Below are 22,221 nucleotides of genomic sequence, written 5' to 3' on the forward strand. Positions count from 1 at the left end.
ACGGCTCCGTACGGGCTCGCGCACTGCTCCGGACGCAGCAGTGCCCGGCGCCGGTTTCACGGCGCCGGGCGGTGTGGCGAGCGTTACGCGCGCGGGGCGGGGTCCCTGGGGCCTGTCCGACCCCGGGACCCGGACCCGGTGTGAAGGGGCGGACGGGCCCTAGGCGCGTCCTGCCGTCTTCTGCGTCTTGCGGGAGACCGAGTCGATGATCACGGCGATGAGCAGGACGGCTCCGGTGATCATGTACTGGATCGCGTTCGAGGACAGGTTCATCTGGTTGAGGCCCTGGACGATCGACTGGATGACCAGGATGCCCAGGAGCGCCGACCAGACCTTGCCGCGTCCGCCGAACAGGGACGTACCGCCGATGACCGCGGCGGCGATGCACATCATGAGCTGGTTGCCGCCGCCGAGGGAGCGGTCGGCGCCGCCGGTCGCGGAGGCGAGGAACAGACCGCCGATCGCGCCCATGGTGCCGGAGATCATGAAGACCGAGATCCGGATCCACGAGACGTTGATGCCGGCGCGGCGGGCGGCCTCGATGCCACCGCCGACGGCGAAGACCTGGCGGCCGTAGGTGGTGCGGCGCAGCACGAAGTCGGTGACCAGCAGGATCACCAGGAAGATCACCAGGGAGAGCGGCAGGCCCTGCTCCTGGTTGAAGCCGTAGGCGGCGACGAGGACCAGGACCGCGAGGACGGCGGTGCGCAGGACGATCTCGCTCTGCGGGCGGTGCGGCAGCTCGGCCGACCTGCGGCGGCGCGCGTCGCGCAGCTGGGCCAGGTAGAAGGCGGCGACGACGGCCACGGCGAGGCCGTAGGCGGCCGCGACGTCGGAGAAGTAGTACTTGGTGAGGTCGCCGACGAAGCTGCCGATCGGCGTCGGGATGGTGGACTTGTCCCCCATCACCCAGGTCTGCAGACCGGCCCAGCCGAGGAAGCCGGCGAGGGTGACCACGAAGGCGGGCACGCCGATCTTGGCGAAGACCAGACCGTGGAAGGCTCCGAGCAGGGTGCCGGACAGGATGCCGAGGATGATGGCGAGGCCGTCGGGCATGTCGGTGCCGAGGACGCCCCAGACCGCGCCGGCCAGACCGGCGACGGAGCCGACGGCGAGGTCGATCTCGCCGAGCAGCAGCACGAAGACGATGCCGACGGCCATGATGCCGGGGCCGACCGCGTACAGCGTGATCTGGTCGAGGTTGTACGAGGTGATGAAGTTGCCGGTGAGGGCCTGGAAGACGATGCCGATGACGATCAGGCCGACCACGACGGGCAGCGAGCCGATCTCACCGGAGCGGATCTTGCGCTTGAACTCCTCGACGTACCCCTTGAAGCCCTGCTCGCGCACGAGGAGGCGGGGGTCGACGGCGGGGATCGCGGCGGCGGCCGGGGTCTCGGTCACCGGGGCCTGCTCGTCCGCGGTCGCGTCCGGGGTGCGCGGCTCGGGCACCGCTGCCTCGTCGCTCGCGGTGGGAGGGGTGTTGCTCACTTCGCTACCTCCGCGTTGCGGGCCTGGCGGCGGGTCACGGCGTTGTCCGTGGCACCGGTGATCGCGGCGATGATCTCTTCGTGCGTGGTGGTGGCGACCGGGAAGGTGCCGTTGTTGCGGCCCAGGCGGAGCACGGCCACGGTGTCGGCGACGGCCTTCACGTCGGCCATGTTGTGGCTGATGAGGATGACGCCGAGGCCCTGCTCGCGCAGCCGCTCGACCAGGTCGAGGACCTGGGCGGTCTGCTCGACGCCGAGGGCGGCGGTCGGCTCGTCGAGGATCACGATCTTGGGGTCGCCGACCAGGGCGCGCGCGATGGCGACGACCTGCCGCTGGCCGCCGGAGAGGGCGGCGACGGGGATGCGGACGCTCGGGATGCGGATGGAGAGGGTGGAGAGCAGGTCCTTGGCCCGCTTCTCCATGGCGACCTCGTCGAGGACGCCGCCCTTCTTGATCTCGCGGCCGAGGAACAGGTTGGCGACGACGTCGAGGTTGTCGCAGAGCGCGAGGTCCTGGTAGACGGTCGCGACACCGAGGTTCTGGGAGTCGTGCGGGCGCTGGATCTCGACCTGCTCGCCCTCCCACTCGATGACGCCCTCGTCGATGGGGTGCACACCGGCGATCGTCTTGACGAGCGTGGACTTTCCCGCTCCGTTGTCGCCGACGAGCGCGACGACCTCTCCTGCGTGGACTTCGAGATCGACACCGGAGAGGACCTGGACCGCTCCGAATCGCTTGAAGATCCCGCGCAACGCCAGCACGGGCGTCTGGGACACGTGAACCAACTCCTTCGCCGCCCGCGGGCGGCGGCATGTCGCGCCGCCGGGCAGCGCCAAAGTTCGAGGGGGGCTGAGCTCGTCCGGCCCCCGGACCGACAGCGGGGTCTGGGTCGGCCGGGGGCCGGACGGGCAAGGGGACGGATCCGGGCGGCGGGCGGTCGTAGGGGGGTGGTCGCCCTCCTGGGCTGCCACCCCGGGCGGCCGTACGGGGTTCACCCTCTGTACGCGCGGGCCGGTGGCGGGATCCGTGGTCCGGGCCCCCTCAGGGGGCCCGGGGTGGTGCGGTCGGGGTTACTTGACGCCCAGCTCGGTGCACTTGGCGGCGAGGTCCGAGGTGCAGAGGTCGGCGGCCTTGTAGATGCCGTCCTTGACCACCGTGGTCTGGATGTTGGTCTTGTCGACCACGACCGGCGGGAAGAGCGTCGACGGCACGCCGTCGGTCGCGCCCTGGGCGCCGAGCTCCTTGCCCTGGAGCAGGTTCACCGCGAACTTGGCGGCCTCGGGGGCCAGCTGCAGCGGCGACTTGTAGATGGTGAAGGTCTGCGTACCGGCGATGATCCGCTGGATGCCCGCGACCTCGGCGTCCTGGCCGCCCACCGGGATGTTCTTGATGCCGGCGTTCTCGAGGGAGGTGATGATGCCGCCGGCCATGCCGTCGTTGGCGGAGTAGACCGCGTTGATCTTGTCCTTGCCGACCGAGGAGATCGCGGCGGACATCTTCTCGCCCGCGACCTTCGGGTCCCACTCGCCGGAGGCCTCGTAGGCGATCTTGCCGACCTTGCCGTCGAGGGCGGTGTGCGCGCCCTTCTTGAACAGCCCGGCGTTCGGGTCCTTCTCGTCGCCGTTGATCATCACGACGTTGGCGGTGGCGGCCTTGCCGCCGAGGGCGGCGAGGAGGGCCTGGCCCTGGAGCTCGCCGACCTTGTTGTTGTCGTGGCTGACGTAGGCGTCGGCGCCGGCGACGGCACGGTCGTACGCGACGACCTTGACGCCCTTGGCCTTGGCGTCCTTGACCCAGGCCTCGGCCTTGGTGGCGTCGACCGGGTCGAGGGCGATGACCTTGATGCCGTCGGCGATCAGCTGGTCGAACTGCTGCTTCTGCTTGACGACGTCGGAGACCGCGTTGTTGTACACGACCTCGCAGTCGCCGCAGGCGGCCTTGACGGCCTTCTCGAACTGGGGCTTGTCCAGGGCCTCGTAGCGCGAGGTCTTGTTCTCCGGAAGGAGCAGGCCGATCTTGGTCGAGCTGCCCTTGTCTCCGCTGTCGTCGCCACCGGCCTGGCCACAGGCGGCGAGCGAGAGGGCCATCGACACCGCGGCCGTGGCTATGACGGCACGACGCGTCACTGCGTTCATTTGGGGTTGCCTCCCTGACGAGGCCGCGACGTTGCGGCCGAGGTGGCACGAAGTCAACTCGGCCGCAACGTTGCCGTCAAGAAGTAAATTCTTAACGAGATGACAACGGTGGTGTTCGTTATCTAAGTGAAGGCAAGCCGGGAGGCGGGCGCGGCCGTCGGCAGCGCACTCTCCAACAGGGTCGAATCGCCCATCTCGCTCAGCACCAGGGCGAGGGCGCCGAGCACCTCCGCGCGGCCTCCCAGGGCCCCCTGGGCCAGCGAGAGCTGCCGGGCGGCACTGGGGATCGCGTACCGCGAGACGGAGTCCCTGATGGGCGCCAGGACCAGCTCACCGGCCTCCGCGAGGTCGCCGCCGAGCACCACCCGGCTGGGGTTCAGGAGGTTGCAGAGGTTGGCGATTCCGCTGCCGATGTGGCGGCCGACGTCGGCGATCACCCGGCGGCAGCCGGGGTCGCCCTCCCGGGCCAGCTGGACGACCCGTTCCATGGTCAGATCGGGCCCGTGGCTCGGCTGGAGCAGCGGCAGGACGTAGCGGGCCGCGGTGAAGGTCTCCAGGCAGCCCCGGTTGCCGCAGCGGCAGACGGGGCCCGACTCGTCGAGCGTGATGTGCCCGATCTCGCCCGCGGTGCCGCCGGGGCCCCGGTAGACCCGCCCGTCGATGACCAGTCCGGCGCCGACGCCGCTGGCCACCTTGATGTACGCCAGGTCCTTGACGCCCCGCCCGCTCCCCCAGACCAGCTCGCCGAGCGCGCCGAGGTTGGCGTCGTTGTCGACGTGCACGGGGACGCCGAGGCGGCCGGAGAGCTCCTCGGCCGGGTTGATCCCGCTCCAGCCCGGCAGGATCGAGGTCGAACCGAGGGTCCCGGAGGAGACGTCGATGGGGCCGGGGACGCCCAGCCCGACGCCGATCACCTTGTCCGGGCCGATCCCGGTGGCCAGGATCAGCCGCTTGACCAGCTGTTCCGCCCGGTCGAAGCCCTCGGCGGCGGAGGCGTCCACGTCGAGCGGCTCGGCCTCCTCGGCGAGCACCTGGTGGGCGAGGTTGCCGACGGCGACCCGGAGGTGGGTGTGGCCGAAGTCCACGCCGATCACGATCCCGGCGTCACCGGAGAGCGAGACGCTGCGGGCCCTGCGGCCGCCCGCCGAGGTGGGCGTGACGTCGACGGTGCCGCCGTCCTTCAGCTCCCGGACGATGTTGGAGACCGTCGCGGCGGAGAGGCCCGTCGCCCGGGCGATCTCCGCCTGGGTGAGCGAGCCGGCCATGCGCACCGCCCGGACGACCCGTTCGAGATTGGCCCTGTGCAGAGACGTCTGCGACCCCGGAGTCTCCATCGACTCACTCACTCCCACCGTTTTCTCCAACATGTGAACTCTAAGGGGACGCTTTCGGCTTGCTCCCCGTCAAGACCTTGAGAGGCGGAGGTGGGTGTCACACGGTGCCGCCGGGCCCCGGCACCCGGCGCCGGAGGGCACGGAACGGCCTTCGGCGCCGGGGGTCGGGGACCGCGGAAGGCCCCCGGCGCGCGGTGCGCCGGGGGCCTTCGGGGGATGCGGGAGGGGCCGGGCGGGCCCGGGGGTCACTTCACGGCGCCGGCGGTCAGACCGGCCACCACCTGCCGCTGGAAGATGATGTACGCGGCGAGGACCGGGAGCATCGCCATCACGAGGCCGGCGAAGAGCCCCGACCAGTCGCCCTTGTAGCCCTGGCTGACGGCGAGCTGGACGAGACCCTGCGAGAGCACCTTCTTCTCCGGCTCGGTGTTGAGCACGGTCGGCAGCAGGTACTGGTTCCACTGGCCGAGGAAGTTGAAGATGCCGACGCTGATGAGGCCCGGCTTCGCCATCGGCAGCATCACCTGGAAGAAGGTCCGGGTGTGCGAGGCGCCGTCGACGAAGGCCGCTTCCGCCACCGAGCTCGGCAGGGTGCGGAAGAAGGCGGTGAGGAAGAAGACGGTGAACGGCAGCGAGTACGCGATGTACACGAGGATCAGGCCGTGCAGCGTGTTGAGCAGGGCCATGTTCTGCATGACGTAGAACAGCGGCACGAGCGCCAGGATGATCGGGAAGCTCATCCCTCCGATGAAGAGGAAGTAGATGAACCGGTTGCCCGGGAAGTCGAAGCGGGCCAGGACGTAGGCCGCCATCGAGCCGAACAGCAGGGTGCCGAAGAGCGAGCCGCCGACCACCAGGATCGTGTTCAGGAAGTAGTCGCTCATGTGCGCCTCGGTCCAGGCGCGCGACCAGTTCTCGAAGTGCAGCTTGTCGGGCAGCGACCACGGGGAGGTGAAGATCGCCCGGTCGGTCTTGAACGAGGTCATGACCGCCCAGAGCAGCGGCGTGACGACCATGATCGCCCAGATGATCAGGACGCCGTGCGAGAAGACGTTGAGGGTCGCGCCCTCCTTCTTCGGCTCCTTGCGGGACGGGGCGATGGTCGCCTTGGTGACCGTGGGCCCGGGGCCGCCCGGCGAGCCGGGGGTCTCGACGGTGGCAGTGTCGGTCGTCTTCATCAGAACTCCAGCCGCTCGCGCCGGCCCACCTTCATCACGACGGCCGCGAAGGCCAGCGTGACGAGGAGGAGCGCGACACCGATGGTCGTGGCGTAGGCGGCCTGACCGTCCCGGAACGCCTTCTGGTACACGTACAGCGGAAGGACGATGGTCGAGTAGTCGGGCCCGCCGCCGTTGGGGCCGACGGTCATGATCTGGACGACGGCGAAGGACTCCGCGCCGAGCGCGAGGATGCCCATGTAGATCCAGCCCGACTGCACGGTGTCCCAGAGCAGCGGCAGGGTGATCTTGAAGAACGTGGTGAACCGGTTCGCGCCGTCGAGCAGCGCCGCCTCGTAGAAGTCCCTCGGAATGGACGCCATGCCGGCCGAGAAGAGGACGACGAAGAATCCGACGGTGGACCAGACGAGTACCACCATCACACAGATGAGGGCGAGGTCCGGGTCGCCGAGCCAGTCGGGCTGGACGCTGCCGAGACCGACCCCCTTCAAAACGGAATTGATCGCTCCGCTGTTCGGGTTGTACGCGAACTGGAAGAGCAGCGCCACGATCGCGATCGACAGCACCTGCGGGAAGAAATAGACAATCTTGTAGAAAGACGATCCGCGCACACCCGCGATGGCCGCGCCCTTACGGCGCCGACCGCCGACATTGAGCATGAAGGCGAAGAACAGCGCGAGTCCCACGGTCACCAGTGGCAGTACCACCGCGAAGGTCAGGCTGTGCTGGACCGACTTCCAGAAGACCTCGTCGTCCAGCATTCTGCTGTAGTTGTCGAATCCGACCATCCCGAATTCGGGACTGAGTCCGGTCCAGTCCGTGAACGAGTAGTAGATGGACTGGATGAAGGGCCAGATGACGAAGAGCGCGTAGAGCGCGAGGGGGGCCGCCAGGAACCCCACGATGAAACGGTACTTGCCGTGTTGCATTCCTACCGACCCCGATCTTCCCGCGGAGGCGCGTCGCTGCTGTGACGCGCGAAGGGCCCGGGGCCCGCTCCCGGTCGGCGGGAAGGGGCCCCGGCACTGCTCACTGGTGCTTGTAGTGCTTGATCGAGGAGTCCTTGGCCGCCTCGTCGGCGTACTTCTGGATCTTCTTGATCGTCTCGGCCGGGGTCGCGCGGCCAGCCATCAGCTCACCGATACCGGCGACACCGATCTTCTCCTTCTGGAGGGCGACGTACCAGTCCTGAAGGCGCGGGTTGACGACGTTCTGTCCGGCCTTCTCCAGCGCCGCGACGCCGGACTTCAGGCCCGGGGAGAGCTCGATGCCGTCGGTGCCGCCGTTGAGGGCCGTCAGGGACTTCACCGACTGGGTGAAGTTCTTGGAGGAGGCCTCGCTGAGCATGATGCGCAGCTGCTCCATGCCGCCCGCGGGGTTCGCCGCCTTGGCCGGGACGATGAAGGGCTCGCCGCCCGCGGCCCAGATCGTGCCGAACGGCATCTTGTCCGAGGCGTCGAGGCCGGTCGGCCCGGAGACCGCGAGGCCGAAGTCGGCCGGCATGGTCTTCGCGGCCTCGTTCTCGACCCAGGAGCCGTTCGGGATGAACAGCGCCTTGCCCTCGGTCCAGGCGGTCTGCGACTGGATGTGGTCGAGGCCGGGGGTGCCCTTGAGGATGTACCCCTTCCGGACGAGCTCGTAGTACGCCTCGAAACACGCCTTGACCGCGGGGTGCTCCCAGGCCTTCGGCTCCAGGTTGTCGATGGCGTCCAGGACCTCGCGGCCGCCGACCTTGCCGATCATCGGGTAGAGCGAGAACGGCACGTAGTACGGGTGCTTGCCCGCGTACGTCCAGCCGGCGATGCCCTTCTTCTTGGCCTTCTCGCAGACGGCCAGCATCTCGTCCCAGGTCTCGGGGTACTTCGCGTCGAGCGAGTCGAGGAGCTTCTGCGAGTACCAGACGCCGTAGACCGTGTAGGCGTAGTTCAGGATCCAGCACGGCTGGCCGTCGAACTGGCCCATCTCGACGATGCCGGGCCGCAGGGTGTCGCGGACCTTCTTGGCCGGGTCGTCGATGGACGGCGCGTCCAGGAGCGGGGTGAGGTCGGCGAGCTGCTTCTGGCCGACGAGGACACCCATGTCCATCTGCTCGGCGCCCGAGTTGTCGATGAGGTCCGGCGGGTTGCCGCCGTTGAATCGCGGCTGCAGCGTGGTGGTGATCTTCTGGGTGGGGGTGAACTTGACCTTCGCCTTGGGGTAATTGGTCTCGTAGATCTTGACCGCGTCCTTGGCGTACTGCTGTCCGAATCCGCCGTCGAAGAGGACGAAATCGAGCGGTGCCGACTCGTTCACCGCGAGCGGGTTCTTATCGGACTTCGTGCCCTTCTCGACCTTTCCGTTGCCACCGCTGTCACTGCTCGCACAGGCGGAGAGGAAGCCCATCGTCGGTACGGAGATCAGACCGATAGCGGCAGAACGCTTGATCAGGTCGCGACGGCCAAGGCCCTCATTGGTCTGTGCGGAGGTGGATCCCATGCTCAAGTCCTCGCCTTCATTCAGGACTCAGGCGGTGTACCGGTCGCCCGTACTCGCTCGCCACAGGCGAAGGGCCCCGCCACCGCGGTCATTTGCAGCCGGGTCGTGCAGGCGTCGGGCCGTCGCGTGATGAAAACGACTGGCTGGACGCCGACAGGTATAGTCCACTTCCCTTCGCCTGAGCAAGATCGAAAGCAGGTTTTGACGGCCATCTTTCCCGAGTTGAGACCTCCGGGATAAGCACGCCGGATCTGCGGCGTTTCGTCCAACCACTCGTCCGTCAATACCCTTGACACCACCTCAGATCTACCCGTACTGAGGGGTGCCGAAGGGGACTCGCCGGTATGACCCGGACGCGGGACGACAAAAGGGTCATACGACCGGGATCGAAACAGTTGTGTCACAGACCCCCCGCCCGGTGAAGGTCCTGTAAGGACGATCCGGGATCATAGAGGTCCGCCGTCTCCGTCCTCACGCAGCGACGAACGGCGGAACCTGCCTTGTTTCATCTCGCATCTGGAGTACTTTGTGGCCAACTCTTCTGGCCTGAACCGCACGGGCGTCCTGTCCCGTATCACCGTGGCCGCGATAACGGCGGCCCTCGTGGGCACCACGACGGCCGCGGTCGCGGCGGAGACGCCGGACGCGTCCGCCAAGGCCGTCGGCACCACCCAGGCGGCGCCTCGCGCCACCACCCTCGGCGCGACCGCGACGGCCGCGGTCACCCCGGTCAACGCCCTGTACGGCGTGAACAGCGCCGGTGACATCTACGGCTACGGCCTCACCGGCAACGGTGGCCTCACGGCCTCCGAGAAGACGGGCTACGGCTTCCAGTACAAGAAGTTCGTCACCCAGACGGACGTCGACAACGACGGCGAGTCGAACGGCGTCTGGTTCGTCGAGAACAACCGTCTGTACTACGGCCCCTGGAGCCAGGACGGGCGCGACCTCGGCGGCGGCTGGGGCATCTACAACCGCGTCTTCTCCCCCTCCAACGCGGGTGGCGCGGCTGCGGACGACCTGCTCGCCCGGGACAACGCCGGCGTGCTGTGGCTGTACCTCGGCTACAACAACGGCGGCATCGCCCCGCGCGTCCGGGTCGGTGGCGGCTGGGGTGCCTACACCCAGATCACCGGCAAGGGTGACCTGACGGGTGACGGCAAGGCCGACATCGTCGCGCGTGACGGTTCGGGTGTGCTGTGGCTCTACAAGGGCACCGGCAACTACAAGGCGCCCTACTCCGCCCGTGCGCGTGTCGGCGGCGGCTGGAACGGCTTCAACTCGCTGCTGTCCATCGGCGACATGAACTTCGACGGCATCGCGGACCTGGTGGCCCGCGACGGTGCGGGCGCCCTGTGGCTGTACAAGGGCACCGGCAACGCGTCCTCGCCGTTCCACACCAAGGTCAAGATCGGCACGAACGGCTGGAACGGCTTCCGTCTGATGTTCTGATCCTCCGGATCCGAACGTGTGACGAACGAAAGGGCCCCGCTCCTCTTCCGAGGAGCGGGGCCCTTTCCGTGCCGCTTCCGTACTACCCGATCAGATCGGGTCAGCCACGGATCAGGTTGCGGAGCACGTACTGCATGATGCCGCCGTTGCGGTAGTAGTCCGCCTCGCCGGGGGTGTCGATGCGGACGACCGCGTCGAACTCGACGCCGGTGTCGGTGGTGACCTTCACCGTGGCCGGGGTGGTGCCCTCGTTCAGCTCGGTGACACCCGCGATGGAGAAGGTCTCCTCGCCGGTCAGGCCGAGCGAGTCGGCGTTCTGGCCGGCCGGGAACTGGAGCGGGAGGACGCCCATGCCGATGAGGTTCGAGCGGTGGATGCGCTCGTACGACTCGGTGATGACGGCCTTGACGCCGAGGAGCGCGGTGCCCTTGGCGGCCCAGTCGCGGGACGAGCCGGAGCCGTACTCCTTGCCGCCCAGGATGACCAGCGGGGTGCCGGCGGCCTGGTAGTTCTGCGAGGCGTCGTAGATGAACGACACCGGCGCGCCCTCGACGGTGAAGTCGCGGGTGAAGCCGCCCTCGGTGCCCGGCGCGATCTGGTTGCGCAGGCGGATGTTGGCGAAGGTGCCGCGGATCATGACCTCGTGGTTGCCTCGGCGCGAGCCGTAGGAGTTGAAGTCACGACGCTCCACACCGTGCTCGGTGAGGTACTTGCCGGCCGGGGTGTCGGCCTTGATCGCACCGGCCGGGGAGATGTGGTCGGTGGTGACCGAGTCGCCCAGCTTGGCCAGGACGCGGGCGCCGACGATGTCGGTGACCGGGGTGGTCTCCATCGTCATGCCCTCGAAGTACGGGGGCTTGCGGACGTAGGTGGACTCGGTGTCCCACTCGAAGGTGTTGCCGGTCGGGATCGACAGCGCCTGCCACTGGGCGTCGCCCGCGAAGACGTCCTGGTAGGACTTGTTGAACATGTCCTCGCCGATGGCGTTCGCCACGACGTCGTTGACCTCGGCCTCGGTCGGCCACACGTCCGCCAGGTAGACGGGCTTGCCGTCCTGGTCGACGCCGAGCGCGTCCTTGGTGATGTCCACCTTCATGGAACCCGCGAGGGCGTACGCGACGACCAGCGGCGGGGAGGCCAGGTAGTTCATCTTGACGTCGGGGTTGATGCGACCCTCGAAGTTGCGGTTGCCCGAGAGCACCGAGGTGACGGCGAGGTCGTGCTCGTTGACGGCCTTGGAGACCTCCTCCGGCAGCGGGCCGGAGTTGCCGATGCAGGTGGTGCAGCCGTAGCCGACGAGGTTGAAGCCGACCTTGTCGAGGTACGGGGTGAGACCCGCCTTGTCGAAGTAGTCGGTGACGACCTTCGAGCCCGGGGCGAGGGTGGTCTTGACCCACGGCTTGCGGGTCAGGCCCTTCTCGACGGCCTTCTTCGCGACGAGCGCGGCGGCGACCATCACGTACGGGTTCGACGTGTTGGTGCAGGAGGTGATCGCGGCGACGGTGACGGCGCCGTGGTCGATCGTGTAGGTGGAGCCGTCGGGGGCGGTCACCTCGACCGGGTTCGACGGGACGCCGTTGCCGACGGCCGGGGAGTCGGAGGCCGGGAAGGACTCCTGGCCCGCCTCGTCGGCGGTGGAGACGTAGTTGCGCACGTCCTGGGCGAACTGCGCGGCGGCGTTCGCGAGGACGATGCGGTCCTGCGGGCGCTTCGGGCCGGCGATGGAGGGGACGACCGTGGAGAGGTCGAGCTCCAGCTTCTCGGAGAAGTCGGGCTCGGCGGCCGGGTCGAGCCAGAGGCCCTGCTCCTTGGCGTACGCCTCGACGAGCGCGACCTGCTGCGCGGAGCGGCCGGTCAGCTTGAGGTAGTTCAGGGTCTCGCCGTCGATCGGGAAGACCGCGGCGGTGGAGCCGAACTCCGGCGACATGTTGCCGATGGTGGCGCGGTTCGCGAGGGAGGTCGCGGCGACGCCCTCGCCGTAGAACTCGACGAACTTGCCGACGACGCCGTGCTTGCGCAGCATCTCGGTGATCGTGAGGACCAGGTCGGTGGCGGTGGTGCCGGCCGGCAGCTCGCCGGTCAGCTTGAAGCCGACGACGCGCGGGATGAGCATGGAGACCGGCTGGCCGAGCATCGCGGCCTCGGCCTCGATGCCGCCGACGCCCCAGCCCAGCACACCGAGGCCGTTGACCATGGTGGTGTGCGAGTCGGTGCCGACGAGGGTGTCGGGGTACGCCTGACCGTTGCGGACCATGACCGTACGGGCCAGGTGCTCGATGTTCACCTGGTGGACGATGCCGGTGCCCGGCGGGACGACCTTGAAGTCGTCGAAGGCGGTCTGGCCCCAGCGCAGGAACTGGTAGCGCTCCTTGTTGCGGCCGTACTCCAGCTCGACGTTCTCCGCGAAGGCGGAGTTCGTGCCGAACTTGTCGGCGATGACGGAGTGGTCGATGACCATCTCGGCCGGGGAGAGCGGGTTGATCTTCGCCGGGTCGCCGCCGAGCGCCGCGACGGCCTCGCGCATGGTGGCGAGGTCGACGACACAGGGGACACCGGTGAAGTCCTGCATGATCACGCGCGCCGGCGTGAACTGGATCTCCTGGCTCGGCTGGGCCTGCGAGTCCCAGCCGCCGAGGGCCCGGATGTGGTCGGCGGTGATGTTCGCGCCGTCCTCGGTGCGGAGCAGGTTCTCCAGGAGAACCTTCAGGCTGTAAGGGAGGCGCGCGGAGCCCTCGACCTTGTCCAGCTTGAAGATCTCGTACGACTCGTCGCCCACGCGCAGCGTGCTGCGGGCGTCGAAGCTGTTCGCCGACACGACAGTCTCCTTCATCAATGTGCGCGTATTACCGCCATGCTGCCGCCACGACTCCTCGCCGATCCGCTAAGGTAAGGCTTAGTTAGGTAACCCTTACCGGGTGGGCGGCCACGGTGCGCCGTAAGCAGTTATCTCGATGTCGAGATAACTCTAGTGCATCCCCGCCGCCGGGTCATGCCCGGATGCCCCGAGCCGCCCGGGAAAAGCCGCGAGGCACGACAAAAGGCGCGACTCGGGGAGGGGTGCGGGCACCCGGCCCCGGGCGGGCGGACGCGGGAGCGGACCCTCGGGCGTATGACCGGGCGGGCGGACGCGGGGAGGCGTACGGCTGGGCGGGCGGACGCGGGGAGGCGCATGGCCGGGCGGGCGGACGCGGGGAGCGGACCCCTGGGCCTGGATCTACGGCTGGGCGGGCGGGCACCCGTACGGACGCCGGTGGATTGCCGGGGCCGGGAGGGGGGCCGACGATCGGATCATGTTCACTGGCGCGCACGTGATCCTCTACACCCGGGACGCGGAGGCCGACCGGGCCTTCCTCAAGGACGTCTTCGGCTTTCCCTATGTGGACGCCGGGCGCGGCTGGCTCGTCTTCAAGCTGCCGCCCGCCGAGGTCGCGGTGCACCCGACACAGGACGAGCCGAAACACGAGGTCTACCTCATGTGCGAGGACCTCACCCGGACCCTGACGGAGCTGGAGGACCGGGGCGCCGAGATCTCACGCGCCATCACCGACCAGGGGTGGGGGCTGCTGGCCGCCGTCCGGCTGCCGAGCGGCACCGAACTCCCCCTGTACGAACCGCATCACCCGACCGCACACGACCTCTCACCCTGATGGCCTACCCCAACGGCGAGTGTCATCTCATATCTGAGATAACGTGACGCCATGGCAGACGACTACCTCGTACGCATCGGCAAGCTCATCCGTGACGCCCGGCAGCACCGCGGCTGGACGCAGACGCAGCTCGCCGAAGCACTGGCCACGAGCCAGAGCGCCGTCAACCGGATCGAGCGCGGCAACCAGAACATCAGCCTTGAGATGATCGCCCGGATCGGCGAAGCCCTCGACAGCGAGATCGTGTCCCTGGGATACGCGGGACCGATGCACCTCCGGGTCGTCGGCCGCCGCCGGCTCTCCGGCTCGATCGACGTCAAGACGAGCAAGAACGCCTGCGTCGCGCTGCTCTGCGCCTCCCTCCTCAACAAGGGCCGCACGGTGCTGCGCCGGGTCGCCCGCATCGAGGAGGTGTTCCGGCTCCTGGAGGTGCTCAACTCCATCGGGGTGCGCACCCGCTGGATCAACGACGGCGTCGACCTGGAGATCGTGCCGCCGGCCGAGCTGGACATGGACTCGATCGACGCCGAGGCCGCGATCCGCACCCGCTCCATCATCATGTTCCTCGGGCCGCTGCTGCACCGCATGGACCGCTTCAAGCTGCCGTACGCCGGCGGTTGCGACCTCGGTACGCGCACGATCGAGCCCCACATGATCGCGCTGCGCCGCTTCGGCCTCGACGTCACGGCCACCGAGGGCATCTACCACGCCCAGGTCGAGCGCTCGGTCGCCCCCGACCGCCCGATCGTGCTGACCGAGCGCGGGGACACCGTCACCGAGAACGCGCTCCTCGCCGCCGCCCGCCACGACGGCGTGACGGTCATCCGCAACGCCTCCTCCAACTACATGGTCCAGGACCTGTGCTTCTTCCTGGAGGCGCTGGGCGTACGCGTCGACGGCATCGGCACCACCACCCTCACCGTGCACGGAGTGCCGCAGATCGACGTCGACGTCGACTACTCCCCCTCGGAGGACCCGGTCGAGGCGATGAGCCTGCTCGCCGCCGCCGTCGTCACCGAGTCGGAGCTGACGATCCGCCGGGTGCCGATCGAGTTCATGGAGATCGAGCTCGCGGTCCTGGAGGAGATGGGCCTCGACCACGACCGCTCGGCCGAGTACGCGGCGGACAACGGCCGCACGCGCCTGATCGACCTCACGGTCCGCCCCTCCAAGCTGGAGGCGCCGATCGACAAGATCCACCCGATGCCGTTCCCCGGCCTGAACATCGACAACGTCCCCTTCTTCGCGGCCATCGCGGCGACGGCCCAGGGCAAGACGCTGATCCACGACTGGGTCTACGACAACCGCGCGATCTACCTCACGGACCTCAACCGCCTCGGCGGCCGCCTCCAGCTCCTCGACCCCCACCGCGTCCTCGTGGAGGGCCCGACCCGCTGGCGCGCCGCCGAGATGATGTGCCCCCCGGCCCTGCGCCCGGCGGTGGTCGTCCTCCTGGCGATGATGGCGGCGGAGGGCACGTCGGTCCTCCGCAACGTGTACGTGATCAACCGCGGCTACGAGGACCTGGCGGAGCGGCTGAACTCGATCGGCGCGCAGATCGAGATCTTCCGGGACATCTAGGAGCATCACGAGCAGCCCCCCGCCAGATGCTGGCGGGGGGCTGCTCGTCTGGGCAGTCGCTATAGCAGCCGAAGTCCAGGTGTGCGGAGGAAGTGGTCCATCTCCACCCACTCGAAGAGGCACGTACCAAGTGCCGCCACGTCCGTAGGCTTAGAGATGTTCCATACTCCCGCGCGCCTCACACCATGGCATTCGTCTCCCTGTATCAGGTGAATGCTCAGACCACTGAGCCTGAAGGTGACATCGACGGCCGTCCCCACGATCCGGACGGAGCGATTGGATCGAGTAATCGCCGACGAAGCCGTTACGTGGAACGTCTCGTCATCCAGGCTTCCACTGATGCCCCGCGCAAGCAGCTTCCGGGACAGATGCCCGGGGGCGGCAAGCCCGTAAAGCTTCAGTCTCGGCTCGCCCCGGAGGGACAGAACCCAATCCTCTCGGGATTCCGCCGCAGCTTCGAGGCGCGCTCGATCTCCGGGGCGACGGGTCAATTCGACCCGCCCCATCGGCGTGCTTCCACTGGCGTACGTCGCTTCCCTTGTCGCCGGCGACCGCCAGACGGTCAGGGAGACTTCTCGGTTCAGTTCCACATTCCCCACGCGCGTACCTGCGCCCTTCCGGTTGCCTGCATACCGTTGAGCGAAGCGGCGCCCGCTGCCCTGGCTCCGCTGGCGACAACGGGCGCAGCTACCCTGGCACCGCTGGCGACCGCTCGGCCGGCAGCGCTGGCACCCCTCCAGGCCAGCTTGCTCACCAGAGTCGCGGGTCCCGACCCCGCCAACTGGCGGAAAACGCCTTGGAACCCGCCGCCACCTGCCGACATGACAAGGTACCCGGCTGCCTCGCCGCTGGTTGTCTCGTGCCCCATGGCTTTGTCAGCCATAAGGTGCGCCGGGGTTCCGGCAAGAGCACCCACCGCTGCTCCCGCGATGAGAACACATCCGATCCCGGCTGTTCCGGCGCAGATCGCTGCAGCGGCTAGACCCGCTCCGAAACCGACTCCGATGCTGATGGCCTGGTGAACGATCGTTTCCTTGTGGTCTCTCCAAAAGTTCCCCACGCCACTGGAGATCTTGCCCCAGATACCGTCCTTCTTACGGCGCTCGGCGTCAGCCTTGGCCTTCGCCGCGGCCGCTGCCTTTCTGATCTGGGCCTTCGACTCCGCCGCGCGGGCGCGGGCGTGGCTGTCGTCGATCATGTAGTGCGACGGGTTCGCCCGGTAGGCCCTGTAGCGGCGCTGGGATTCCGCGTCCTTCTTCGGGGACTGCTTCCAGATCCACTGGCCGCTCTTGTAGGTGTAGCCGGCGGTCATGCCGCGGTCGTTGGCCCAGAACGAGTCGCTGATGGGGCTGTCCGTCGGGCCGATGGGGCGCAGGCCGTCCGGGTCGGACTTGGTCAGCGGGTTGTTGTGGCCGTAGGCGTAGGCGTTCATCTGGGCCGGGTCGTCGAAGTCGATGACCGGGTCGACCGAGAGGAAGCGGCCCGTGGTCTGGTCGTACTCGCGGGCTCCCAGGTGTGTCAGGCCCGTCGGGTCGTTGGTGCCGCCCACGAAGCCCCGGGTGCCGAAGGCGCCCGACTGGGCCGTGCGCAGTTCGCCGAAGGGGAGCTGCTTGCGGTGGGTGACGCCCAGGGTGACCGCGTCGATGGCGGTCATGGCCGTGCCCTGGTGGTCGCCGACCAGGTAGGAGACGTTCGCCCCCGTGCGGACCGCGACCGTCTCACCGCCGTGGCTGTAGTAGCGGGTCGCGGTCTTGGTGCCGTTCTCCGCGCGCTTGAGTTCGTCGCCGTTCGGCAGGGACAGCACGGTGCTGCCGTCCGCGTTCCTGGTGACGATGCGGTCGCCGTCGGCGTCGTACACGTACCCGGTGGTCCTGCCGCCTTCGGTGAGGGTGGCCAGGTGTCCCTCGGCGTCCCACAGCAGGTCCTGCACCTTGGTGCCGACGGTGCGGTTGGTCATGTTGCCGGAGTCGTCGTACTGGAAGCTGCTGACCCGGCCGTTGTCGACGCCGCCGGTGACGGTGGCGCTCTGGACGGCGTGGGGCCGGTCCGCCTTGGCGGCCGGGTGCGTGTAGCCGGTCGTCACTCCGCCGAGCTTGTCGCTCTGCTCGGTGCGGTTGCCCACCTTGTCGTAGCCGTAGGCGAGCCAGTACGCGTCCGGACCGCCGACCGTGGCCGCCGAGGGCGCAGCGGCGCAGTCGGTCTTCGCCGTCCACGCCTCGGTCAGCCGGCCGAGGGGGTCGTTGGTGAAGCACTGGCGGTCGGTGGACGCGGTGGCGTCCTGGCCGGTGGTGCTGGTGACGCCGGTGACGTTGCCCGCCGGGTCGTAGGCGTACAGGGACCGGTCCACCCGACGGGGGGCGAGGAACCGGTCGGTGGTCCGCTCGATCAGGCGCCCGGTGTGTTCGTCGTACGCCTGGGTCCGGAAGACCTTCTTGTCGAGCGCGTCGCCGAACTCGGTGCCGACGGGCCGCCCGTACACGTCGTACTGGACGTTGGCGACGAGCAGGGCGCCGGCGCGGGTGGTCCGGTACGGCTGGTCGTCGCTGTTGTAGTTGGTGACGACCCGCTCGGAGGGGATGTCACCGACGGCCGGGTTGAGCGTCCACTGCAGCGCGCCGGTCTCGGCGCTGTAGCCGTACGACCAGGTGTAGGTGCCGTCGAGCCCGGTCACGCCGGTCGGCACGGTCAGGCTGGTGGACGTCGGCTGGTAGCGGTCGTCGAATCCGCCGTTCGCCGTGGTGTACGCGGCGGTGCCCTCGTAGCGGGTGCTGCTGGTGAGCTGTCCCTTGGCGAGGGTGTCGTAGGTCCACTTGGCGAGGGTGGCGGAGTCCTTCTTGACCTCGGTCCTGCGGCCGAGCTTGTCGTAGACGGTCGTCAGGGTGATGTTCCTGGCGTCCTTGCTCGTGACCGTCTGTCCGACGGCGTCGTAGGTGAGCTTCGTCGTCCCCTTGTCGGGGTCGTCGACCTCGGTCTTCTGGCCACGGTTGTCGTAGGTGTAGCCCCAGGTGTTGCCCGCCGGGTCGGTGACCTCCGTGGGCTGGTCGAACTTCCCGTACGTGTACGTCGTCGTCTGCGGCTGGGTCTTCCCCGCGCCGGCGTACTGGGTGAACTCGGTGGTACGACCGTTGGCGTCGACCACCTTCGTGGTGATCGTGCCGCCCTTCGGCGGGGTCACGGTCATCCGGTCGCCCTCGTAGGCCGTGGTCGTGCGCCACTTCTCGTCGCCGCGGAAGAGCGACAGGGCGTCGGTGACCCGGCCCATGCCGTCGTAGACGTTCTCCGTGACGTTGTCGATCTGGTGGGCGTCCTTCGCCGTGTAGAGCGTGGCGGACGGTGCGACGTCGGCGTAGTACGGGGCGAAGCTCTTCCAGACCCAGCCCCGGGAGTCGTAGCGGGTCTCCGTCATGATCGTGTGCTGGGTGCCGCCGGCCGGGGCCTGCGCCTGACGCTCGCGCAGCAGACCGTCGAACAGGGCGTACGTGGTGCGGTAGGTGCCGTCCTGCTTCAGGGTCTTCGTGGTGACCGCGTTGGCCTGCGTCGCGGAGATCCTGTACGTGTACTCCGCGGACGGCTGAGTGGCGTGATCGGCCTTCGTCCAGCCGGGCTGCCACACCTTGAGCACCCGGCCGAGCCCGTCGTGGACCGCGTCCGTGCGCTTGCCGTTGGCGTCGACGGTGGCGACGACGACGCCGCGCACCGGGTCGTAGGTCGTGACCGCGGCGTGGCCGAGGGCGTTGGTCGCCGTCATGGACGTGGGGATCCCCGTGGTCGGGGTGTATCCCGTGGTGGTGGTCTGCCCGAGCGCGTCGGTGTCGGTGAGCTCGCGCCCGTGCTGGTCGTAGGTGTGCTTGGTCGTCGTGAGGGAGCCGGTGCCCGCCGCGTCCTGCTCGTCGATGCGGGTGACGTCACCCTTGACCGGCGCGGTGGTGAGGGAGGTGGCTCCGTCGTAGTAGCGACGGTCGAGGGAGATGAGGTCGGCGGGCAGGCTGGGCGCGGTGCCGCAGGGCTTGGCCACGGTCCGGACCTCGGAGGGCAGCCCCAGGAGGGCGCCGGAGGCGTAGGACGTCGTGGTGCACTCCTCGTCGCCCGACTTGGCCGTGTCGCCGAGGCGGGACTCCGTGAGGACGTGACCGTTCGCGTCGAAGGTCCGGTGGATCTCGGTGGTGCGCCAGCCCTGGCCGACGGCGGTACGGGACTTCTCCTCTTCCCCGCCGGTGATGTAGGCGTGCCGGGCGGGCAGCCCCTCGGCCCTGGTCTCCGTCGCGGTCGCGGCCGAGACCCACGGTGTGAAGGCGTTGGTCGACTCCAGCCGACCGTTCTCGCCGTTGTAGGTGGCTTCCTCACGCGTCATGCCCGCGAAGGACTCGTGGTCGGTGACGGCGATCTGCTCGCTGTCCTTGACCGGGGCCCCGGGGATGCCGCGGAAGTAGCGGTACTCCTTGAGGGTGCGCTGGAACGGGTACGCGCCGGTCCGCACCTGGACGCGCCCGAAGCCCTTGCGGTCGCTGTAGGTGAGATGCGCGGCCTTGGTGAACTCGTCGTCCTTGGCCTTGGTCCAGGCCATGCCGTCGAGGTAGGTGTACTCGGTGCGCTTGGCGGGCGCCCCACCGGTGTTGTCGTTCTCGGTGATCAGCTGGACGGCGTAGGCGTGGAACCAGTCGAGGTACGGCTCGTAGTCGGCGGCCGGGGCGTCCGGCGGAGACCACTTGACCGGGTAGCAGCGCCGGGTGTTCGAGGCCGGGGACGGCACGCTCGTGGCCGAGCAGTCCGGCGGCGTGTAGCCGATACCGATGGTGCCGCCCGTCTCGGTGTTGACGGCGGAGACCCGGAGGCGCCACATGGCCGGGACCGGGTCGGGGTCGCCGCCCGTGGTCGCGCCCTCGACGCGGTTGGGCATGGCGACGCTGTTGAAGGTCACCGGGGGCAGCTTGACGGTGCCGGTGCCGGTGTGACCGCTGCGGGTGATCGACTTGAGCCAGAGCGGCTTGGAGGTGGAGCTGTCGCCCGTCACCGGGAAGTCGTGGTCCAGGGCCCAGCTGTCGACGGGCTTCCAGGCACCGCCGGACCAGACGGAGGTGGCGATGGCGGAGAGCTTCATCCGGGTCCAGAAGGAGGGCGAGTAGCGGTCCTTGCACTCGGTCCCGGAGGCGCAGTACTGGTCGAAGGGGACGTCCGGCCAGTTCTTGGCGTTGGTCTTGTCGAAGGTCGTGCAGCCGGTCAGGCAGCGCTCGGTGTTGGTGAACTCGACCTTCGCGGACGGCTGGCCGTAGAGGCCGGTGGAGCGCAGGCCGTACTCGACGCGCTTGAGGTAGCCGCTGCGGTCGTACTCCGTCGCGGTGGAGGCGCCGGTGTTCGGGTTGACGTTGCGGCCGTAGTGGTTGGCCTCTTCGCCCCAGTAGTACGTCATGGCGTCGCCGTGCGGGTCGACCACGAGGTCGAGGTTCCAGCGCCAGGCCTGCTGGCACCAGGCGTCCTTGAACGCGGCGTTGTAGCAGGGCTCGCCCTCGTGGTTGCCGAAGACGGGAACCGTCCAGGTGGAGCGGGTCTCGGTCTTGCCGGCGGCCCAGCCGTCCATCCGGTTGGCGCCGAAGTAGTACTCGGTGCCGTCCGGCGTCGTCACCTTCCAGTACTCGCCGTTGTCGTCGCCGTTGTTGTCACCGTAGTTGTCGCCGGCGGCGCTGGTGGCCTTGACGATCTCGGTGCCGTCGTCCGCCTCCAGGTGCCAGGTCTTCGACGCGGTGTCCCAGATCAGCTGGTTGGTCTTGCCGCCGAGGTTGAGGACCGCGTTGTCCTTCTTCCAGCACAGGTCTCCGACCTTGGCGGTGGTGTTGTTGCTCCCCGACTTGTCGTCCGTGCAGGAGACGTACTGGCGCTCGATGTAGCCGGGTTCCATGGACCAGCCGTCGCCGATGCCGCCGGGCTGGTTGTTGGTGGCGGCCGTCCGGCCGTCGACGGACTGCGAGCCGTACCCCAGCTTGAGCTGCGGGCCGACGCCGCCCGGGACGTCAGGGACATCGATGTCGTAGTTCCAGGAGAAGCCGCCGCCGGAGCCGCCGGCCGACCAGGAGGCGGACGGGGCGAGCGAGGTCGCCTTGAAGTCGCCGGAAGAGCCGGAGGCGGCCGCGGTGGCCACGAGCACGGTGGCCTCCCCCGCCGCCGCGGACAGGGTCACCGGCGCGGAGAGGGTCCCCCTCTCGACGTCGTTGACCGTCGGCAGCTCGGTGCCGACGGCACAGTCCTCGGCCCCGGGCGTGGTCAGCGCGCAGGAGGGCAGCGCCTTCAGCCGGAGCCGGGAGGCCCAGTCGCCACCGTAGGCGCCGCGGAACGCGTCGTACTCCAGCTCGACGCGTACGTCACCGGTCCCCTTCTGGAGGGGCTGGACCGAGAGCACGACCCCCTCCACACCGAGCCGCTTGGCGGCGTCCCGGCCGAGTACGTTCACACGCGTGCGCTCGGCGGCCTTCGCGTTCTGCTTCCAGACGCGGACGCCCGAGACCGTCGGGGCGACGAGCGGCGACGACGCCCGGGCGCCCGTCTTCGCGTTCGGGATCGCGCCGGACGTCCTGCCGAGGCCCTGCTCGGCCGACGCCGGGTCCGGCCAGGTCACTTGAGGCGCCCGCCAGGTCTTCGCCGACGACGGCTTCTGGCGCGAGCCCTGCTGGCCGGGAGCCACCGGCTCCACTTGCACGGGATCGGTCTCCCGAGGCTTGTCCGGCCGCCATTCGGTCACGGCCGCCGCCACCGGTCCCCCCAGCAGACCCGCGGAAAGGAATCCCGCGGTCAGGACGGCGACTGTCCGAATCCGTCTTCTCCCCAAGAGATTTCTGCTCTTGTCGAGCCCACTCACGTGCGCTTCTCCCCACCCTTTGGACACATGCATCACACGGATGCATCACTAACCGACGGAAAGTAACAGCGGATCTGCCAC

General features: G+C 68.8%; 12 protein-coding genes. 3 read left to right on the forward strand and 9 right to left on the reverse strand.

Annotated features, from left to right (window positions below):
• Positions 1–159 precede the first annotated feature (159 nt).
• The 7 genes from ABT129_RS10280 to ngcE form a co-directional block, all read right to left on the reverse strand.
• The gene (locus ABT129_RS10280) at positions 160–1,491 is read right to left on the reverse strand and encodes a sugar ABC transporter permease (protein WP_502981707.1); all 1,332 of its coding nucleotides are present in this window, start codon (positions 1,489–1,491) and stop codon (positions 160–162) included.
• Entirely contained in the window at positions 1,488–2,276 is a 789-nt protein-coding gene (locus tag ABT129_RS10285; protein WP_167348157.1) for an ATP-binding cassette domain-containing protein, read from the reverse strand. Before ABT129_RS10285 ends, ABT129_RS10280 begins: the two co-directional genes overlap by 4 nt.
• A 285-nt stretch (positions 2,277–2,561) precedes the next feature.
• Complete coding sequence (locus tag ABT129_RS10290) at positions 2,562–3,626, reverse strand: sugar ABC transporter substrate-binding protein (RefSeq protein WP_351899083.1); 1,065 nt, start codon at positions 3,624–3,626, stop codon at positions 2,562–2,564.
• A 122-nt stretch (positions 3,627–3,748) separates the two neighbouring features.
• On the reverse strand, positions 3,749–4,960 hold the full coding sequence (locus ABT129_RS10295) for an ROK family transcriptional regulator (RefSeq protein WP_229313060.1): 1,212 nt from the start codon (positions 4,958–4,960) through the stop codon (positions 3,749–3,751).
• Between the two features lie 245 nt (positions 4,961–5,205).
• Complete coding sequence (locus tag ABT129_RS10300) at positions 5,206–6,138, reverse strand: carbohydrate ABC transporter permease (RefSeq protein ID WP_351899086.1); 933 nt, start codon at positions 6,136–6,138, stop codon at positions 5,206–5,208.
• Complete coding sequence (locus ABT129_RS10305; protein ID WP_141295077.1) at positions 6,138–7,067, reverse strand: carbohydrate ABC transporter permease; 930 nt, start codon at positions 7,065–7,067, stop codon at positions 6,138–6,140. Before ABT129_RS10305 ends, ABT129_RS10300 begins: the two co-directional genes overlap by 1 nt.
• Before the next feature lie 100 nt (positions 7,068–7,167).
• Positions 7,168–8,613 carry an N-acetylglucosamine/diacetylchitobiose ABC transporter substrate-binding protein gene (ngcE, locus tag ABT129_RS10310; protein ID WP_351899089.1) on the reverse strand — a complete coding sequence of 482 codons (1,446 nt, stop codon included), beginning with the start codon at positions 8,611–8,613 and terminating at the stop codon, positions 7,168–7,170.
• A 528-nt stretch (positions 8,614–9,141) separates the two neighbouring features.
• Between ngcE and ABT129_RS10315 the strand changes: the two genes are divergently transcribed.
• Positions 9,142–10,065: an FG-GAP repeat domain-containing protein gene (locus ABT129_RS10315; protein ID WP_351899091.1), complete on the forward strand. Its 924-nt coding sequence runs from the start codon at positions 9,142–9,144 to the stop codon at positions 10,063–10,065.
• Between the two features lie 100 nt (positions 10,066–10,165).
• On the opposite strand, the gene acnA is transcribed toward ABT129_RS10315, so the two are convergent.
• On the reverse strand, positions 10,166–12,880 hold the full coding sequence (gene acnA, locus ABT129_RS10320) for an aconitate hydratase AcnA (RefSeq protein ID WP_351899093.1): 2,715 nt from the start codon (positions 12,878–12,880) through the stop codon (positions 10,166–10,168).
• Between the two features lie 475 nt (positions 12,881–13,355).
• On the opposite strand from acnA, the gene ABT129_RS10325 reads away from it, so the two are divergent.
• Both ABT129_RS10325 and ABT129_RS10330 read left to right on the forward strand, forming a co-directional pair.
• Positions 13,356–13,712, forward strand: coding sequence for a VOC family protein (locus ABT129_RS10325; protein ID WP_351899096.1), 357 nt, complete (start codon positions 13,356–13,358; stop codon positions 13,710–13,712).
• Between the two features lie 51 nt (positions 13,713–13,763).
• Complete coding sequence (locus tag ABT129_RS10330; RefSeq protein ID WP_351899098.1) at positions 13,764–15,293, forward strand: helix-turn-helix domain-containing protein; 1,530 nt, start codon at positions 13,764–13,766, stop codon at positions 15,291–15,293.
• 580 nt (positions 15,294–15,873) lie between these two features.
• Here ABT129_RS10330 and ABT129_RS10335 read toward each other — a convergent pair.
• Complete coding sequence (locus ABT129_RS10335) at positions 15,874–21,981, reverse strand: RHS repeat domain-containing protein (RefSeq protein WP_351899100.1); 6,108 nt, start codon at positions 21,979–21,981, stop codon at positions 15,874–15,876.
• Between the last annotated feature and the right edge of the window lie 240 nt (positions 21,982–22,221).

It is taken from the genome of Streptomyces sp. NPDC002057 (assembly GCF_040296665.1).
In the GTDB taxonomy this organism is placed as follows: domain Bacteria; phylum Actinomycetota; class Actinomycetes; order Streptomycetales; family Streptomycetaceae; genus Streptomyces.